Annotated in this window: 9 protein-coding genes; 2 read left to right on the top strand and 7 right to left on the bottom strand. The window is 62.4% G+C overall.

Annotated features, from left to right (window positions below):
- The coding region (locus AX735_RS18070; protein ID WP_231750165.1) for a hypothetical protein at positions 1-365 on the top strand (365 nt) is incomplete at its 5' end.
- Positions 362-553 carry a hypothetical protein gene (locus AX735_RS25320; RefSeq protein ID WP_156447540.1) on the top strand — a complete coding sequence of 64 codons (192 nt, stop codon included), beginning with the start codon at positions 362-364 and terminating at the stop codon, positions 551-553. The genes AX735_RS18070 and AX735_RS25320, both read left to right, overlap by 4 nt.
- Positions 554-984: 431 nt before the next feature.
- Here the strand turns inward: AX735_RS25320 and AX735_RS18065 are convergent, their stop codons facing one another.
- The 7 genes from AX735_RS18065 to AX735_RS26065 form a co-directional block, all read right to left on the bottom strand.
- Entirely contained in the window at positions 985-1,377 is a 393-nt protein-coding gene (locus AX735_RS18065) for a hypothetical protein (RefSeq protein WP_066114884.1), read from the bottom strand.
- A 184-nt stretch (positions 1,378-1,561) separates the two neighbouring features.
- Positions 1,562-1,828, bottom strand: a complete 267-nt coding sequence (locus AX735_RS18060) for a Pam3-gp28 family putative phage holin (protein ID WP_066114886.1) — start codon at positions 1,826-1,828, stop codon at positions 1,562-1,564.
- Positions 1,829-1,857: 29 nt separating this feature from the next.
- Entirely contained in the window at positions 1,858-2,379 is a 522-nt protein-coding gene (locus tag AX735_RS18055; RefSeq protein WP_066114888.1) for a glycoside hydrolase family 108 protein, read from the bottom strand.
- Between the two features lie 68 nt (positions 2,380-2,447).
- A complete protein-coding gene (locus tag AX735_RS18050; RefSeq protein ID WP_066114890.1) occupies positions 2,448-2,648 on the bottom strand; it encodes a hypothetical protein in 201 nt (66 codons plus the stop codon).
- Complete coding sequence (locus tag AX735_RS18045) at positions 2,645-3,808, bottom strand: helix-turn-helix domain-containing protein (RefSeq protein WP_082737521.1); 1,164 nt, start codon at positions 3,806-3,808, stop codon at positions 2,645-2,647. The genes AX735_RS18050 and AX735_RS18045 overlap by 4 nt, the downstream gene beginning before the upstream one ends.
- Positions 3,798-3,935, bottom strand: coding sequence for a hypothetical protein (locus AX735_RS25315; RefSeq protein WP_156442073.1), 138 nt, complete (start codon positions 3,933-3,935; stop codon positions 3,798-3,800). The genes AX735_RS18045 and AX735_RS25315 overlap by 11 nt, the downstream gene beginning before the upstream one ends.
- The coding region (locus AX735_RS26065; RefSeq protein ID WP_202189614.1) for a hypothetical protein at positions 3,932-4,268 on the bottom strand (337 nt) is incomplete at its 5' end. The genes AX735_RS25315 and AX735_RS26065, both read right to left, overlap by 4 nt.

Here is a 4,268-nt window from a genome sequence, read left to right as displayed (position 1 = left end):
TGGTGCGAGAGATCGAAACGGTGACTGGCGACTTTTGCACCGAGCCGGGCGAGCCGTTCTATCGGATCGAGATTGACGGCTTCTGCGCTGACTTTGATTACCGCGAGGCCGCTGACAATTTTGCCGCAGCCATCAATGCTCGCATCGCCGCCCGCCCTGCTGTGGCCGAGGATGTGGTGGAGAGGGTGAGGCTTGTCGTGATGCAGGAGCTTTGGAAGAGGGAGCAGTATAACGGGGTCACAGCCGACTACAACGCTTTCCGGGACACAATGGCCGGCAGGATCGAGAAATACGAAGCCGAAGCAGAACGCATTGCCCGCGCAGCCATCGCCGCCATGGGTAGCGATATGGGAGAAAGCAGATGACCAGCAAGCCAAGAACGATCAAACTGACCAACAAGGCCGGGGCTGAAACCGTAGTTGAGGTTCCCGCCGATTGCACGACCTTCAAAGTGCCGCGCGATACCGTTGCTGTGGCAGTTGCTCTGCCCCAAGAGAGCGCCGCCAGCGCGGGGAGCAATCGTAGCGATATGGGCAAAGAAGAAGAAGGGTAGGGATATGGAATGGCAACCGATTGAGACCCGTCGCAAGCTCAGCGACAGGACAGGGCCGTTTCTGGCGTATTTCCCCGGCCATGGCGTCGAGGTTGTTCGCCAAGAATTCAGTGGCTTCGAAACCATCGTCTTCAATGGCAGGCGGATGCCGCTGTTTCAGCCGGAATGGGTGGGTTGCAGAGTTAGCCCAACGAACCCGCCAACGCACTGGATGCCGCTACCGGAACCGCCCTCACAGCACCCCTAGCACCTTCCTGCGCGGCCTGGCCTTGTTCGCATTGGCCTCGCAGGTCCGCACGATGTGCAAGATGTCAGCCGAGCGCCCGTTCGCCTTGTCGAGCTGCCCTGACTGTTCAATGCCAAACTGCATCCATGCGCGTGCGTCCATGCCATCGGGCAGCGGTGCGCCGGGGATGGGCTCTCGCCAGCTATCAGGGATGAACTGAGAACACTCGGCAGGCGGGCTGGTCACGAGTGTGCTGCATCCCGCAAATGGCGCGACGAGCGGCAGCATCAGCGTCAACGTCCGTTTGCGCATCTGCGACTTCCTTCTTTCCGATGATGACGATCCGGTCTGTCCCTGCGTCCCGTTCCTGCGCCTCTTGCAGCGTGTCTAGAGCCTCGCCCGCTGTCTTGGTGCCCGCCTGCGCCGATCGCTCGTCCTGGCGGCTCTGCGCGGCCTCCTGACGGCTGCATGATGCGTAGTTCAGGGCAAGCACGACGCAGACGCCAAGCACGATCAGAATAACGATGCGGACGATCCAGAGATGCGGCACAATATCGTCCAGCTTGCTGCCGACACCGCTTGCGATTAACTTGCCCATGGGTTATACTCCGACAATCACGCGGCGGCGTGGGGGATCGCGCCCCCATCGTTTTCTAGAGACGCAAATGGCGGTGGCCCGGTCGGTATTCGTAATCCGGCTCGCGTGTTCTCAAAACCCCGAAAGGGGCTGGCGGGTTGATCGCCGCCAGTGACCGCCACCTCTGCTCCGCACGTGGCGGTTTTCATTTCCTCACCACCTGCGCAATCGAGTCCGGCGCGAACTGTGCGGTTGCGATCAGCTTCTGCTTGGCGGTGTAGGTCTTCCAGATGCCCCAGACCATCGGCACAGCGACGGTAGCGAGCGCGGTCAGGGCTTGCAGGGTCACGTCGTCAATCCACCCCTTGCCGAGCGCGAACGCGCCGCCCGCTGCCACCAGATAGCGCAGCAGGGTGCTGATCTGACCTTCAAGGGTGTTGTCGGTCACGATGATGGGGGTCTGCTCTGCCATTGTCCTTGTCCTTTCGTCTTGGGGAATTGTCATGCAATCATGGTCTTGGCGACGCGGCGAACGTCATCGACGCGCCTGCGCCAGCCCTTGCCGAACGTTGGCCAGATGCGCAGCGAGCGCATGAACGCCAGCCGGTCATCACAGAGCTGGTCGATCACAGCAGCCGGGTCTTTGGAGCGCGTGGCGGAAAGCGTGTTCGGCCCGATCTGGCCATCCTGCGCGACACCGACCACCTTTTGCAGATAGCGAGCGGCGCGGCTCACCCCGCTATTCACGGCGAAATCGAACACGGCATAGTTGATGCCCGGCGGCAGGTCGTCGCCACGCACCCTGTCCCAAAAGTCGCGGCGGTAGATCGCGGTCAGCTCTGCGTCGGTGATGAAGCGAACCGAGCGCGGTTCCTTGCCCTGCCGAGCGCGCCAGCCGTTATAGGTCGCCTGCGTCACCCCCTTCATGGTCGCGCCGCCGGGGTCTTTGGGGTGGTCAATGAACCCGCCCTCGTGCACCAGAACCTTCTTGAGGATCGCGGGGAAGGGGTCAGCGGTGGGCATGGGCTCGATCCTTGGCGGGTGTTGCCGTATGAGCGTCGAAGCAACCGCCTGAACAATGCTGGGGATTTTCATATCTTTCGCTCCATCATGCGCCCGATCAGGGACACCCACGGCCCCAGGTCACTAACCACATCGCCCCGCCGGATTTGACGGGCGATCCGCTCCAGCGAGGTGGCAAAGGCGTCTGCGTAATCGGGGATTTCGTGGTCAGCGCCGAACGGGTCATCGTCCCGCACCCGGAAAAGGCCCGCCTGTTCTTCGGTAATCATGCTGCCTCCAACATCTCGGGGGTGACCGTCGAGGATCCGACCTCCCCGTATTGGCTGTGGTAGGTGATCGAGGTGATCGCGCGCTCTGACCACCACCCGCCGCGCGCCGCATAGGCATCGCGCGCTGCCAGCGTCGGATGCTGGATAACCCGCGCGCCCGCGTGCTCCTTGTCTTCCTTGTGGTGCCGATGGCCGGTGTGGATATAGACCTTGGGACAGCGCCCCCACGCCTCGCGGAACTGCGCCGCGAACAGTGCTGGCAACTGGTCGTTCTTGCGCAAATGCCCATGGTGGAAGCCGAGCAAGGTCTTGCCCCACTCGAACACATAGTAGGGCAGCTCGCTGTCATTGACGCAGACGCGCGGCTCGTTCTCGAACAGCACGCCGAACAGCTTGCGAAGCCAGAGCGAGGAAGCAACATCGTGGTTGCCCTCGCAGATCAGAAGCTTGACGCTCCGGTGCTTTTGCAGCGCCAGCGATACCAGTTGGCGGATAAGCCGGATCGCAACATCCACCACCTTGCCGAACCGGCTATCGGCGTCGAGCACATGGCCATGCGAGGGGGTGACCGGGATCAATCCATCCCAATGCAGGAAATCCCCCTGGATGTTGACCACTGCCGTATCGGCCGCAGGGGATTGCGCGACCATTGCCTGCATCGCGCTGATGCCCATGGTCTCCGCGATCTTTACGTCCCAATCCGCGCCGCCCTCGCGATGATAGGCGAGCATCCCGACATGGTAATCGGTGAAGGTGTAAAGGGTCAGCAGATGCTTGAGCGTCAGTCGTGGCGGCGCTTCGGGCGTGACCGGCGTGATGTTCTTGGCCATCGCCTCCACCGCCGCGGCCAGGGCTTCCTGCGCCCGCGCCTGGTCAGGGTGCTGCCGCTCCCATACCCGCTCTACGTTGCCATCGGCGCCCCGCTGGACCGTCACCTTGCCCATCTGGTAGCCAGGGGCTACACCGTGCTCGAAATGCCCCGGCGCATACCCTCGGCGGGCGGCGTTGGCTTCCACGCGGCGCATTGCGTGCGACAGGGCGCTATGGTCAACGCCAAGCACCGCAGCAGCGGGCCGCATACCACCATGCTCGTTGATGGCGTCGATATAGGCCGCCTGCTTGTCGGTCGCGTATTCTTTCAGCTTGGGGTCAATCTGCACGAGCCATCCTTGCTGTTGCGTATCCGGTCAGGAACGCGGCCAATGTCACCGCCCCGAAGGTCGGCTTCGCTACGCCTGCCAGCCAGATCAGGGTCAGCGCCCCGATGATGGCCAGCGGGCGGGTCACACGATGCCCTTGACCCAGGCAATGACCGCAGCCCCCGCCGCCAAGAGGTAAGACAAAGGCGATTTCATGATGATGTTGAGCATGCCCCGCTCGCCGTCGCGCTTGTTTAGATCGGCTTTCAACAGCGCGAGCTCGGCCTTGATCGCCAGGTTCTCGGTCTTGAGTTCCTGAATATCCTCGAGGCGGGTTTCGATCTTGACGAGCCGCTCACTAATCTGGCGCAACTCGCCCAGCTCCTTCTTCATGTCGGTCCGCATCTCACGCATGTCGTCCGCGAGGCGGTTGATGCTATCGAGCATCGCCTTGCGCGTGAGGTCGGCGTCGGGCGTCATT

Source organism: Blastomonas sp. CCH1-A6 (genome assembly GCF_001556365.1).
In the GTDB taxonomy this organism is placed as follows: domain Bacteria; phylum Pseudomonadota; class Alphaproteobacteria; order Sphingomonadales; family Sphingomonadaceae; genus Blastomonas; species Blastomonas ursincola.
This window is presented reverse-complemented; position numbering and strand designations above follow the sequence as displayed.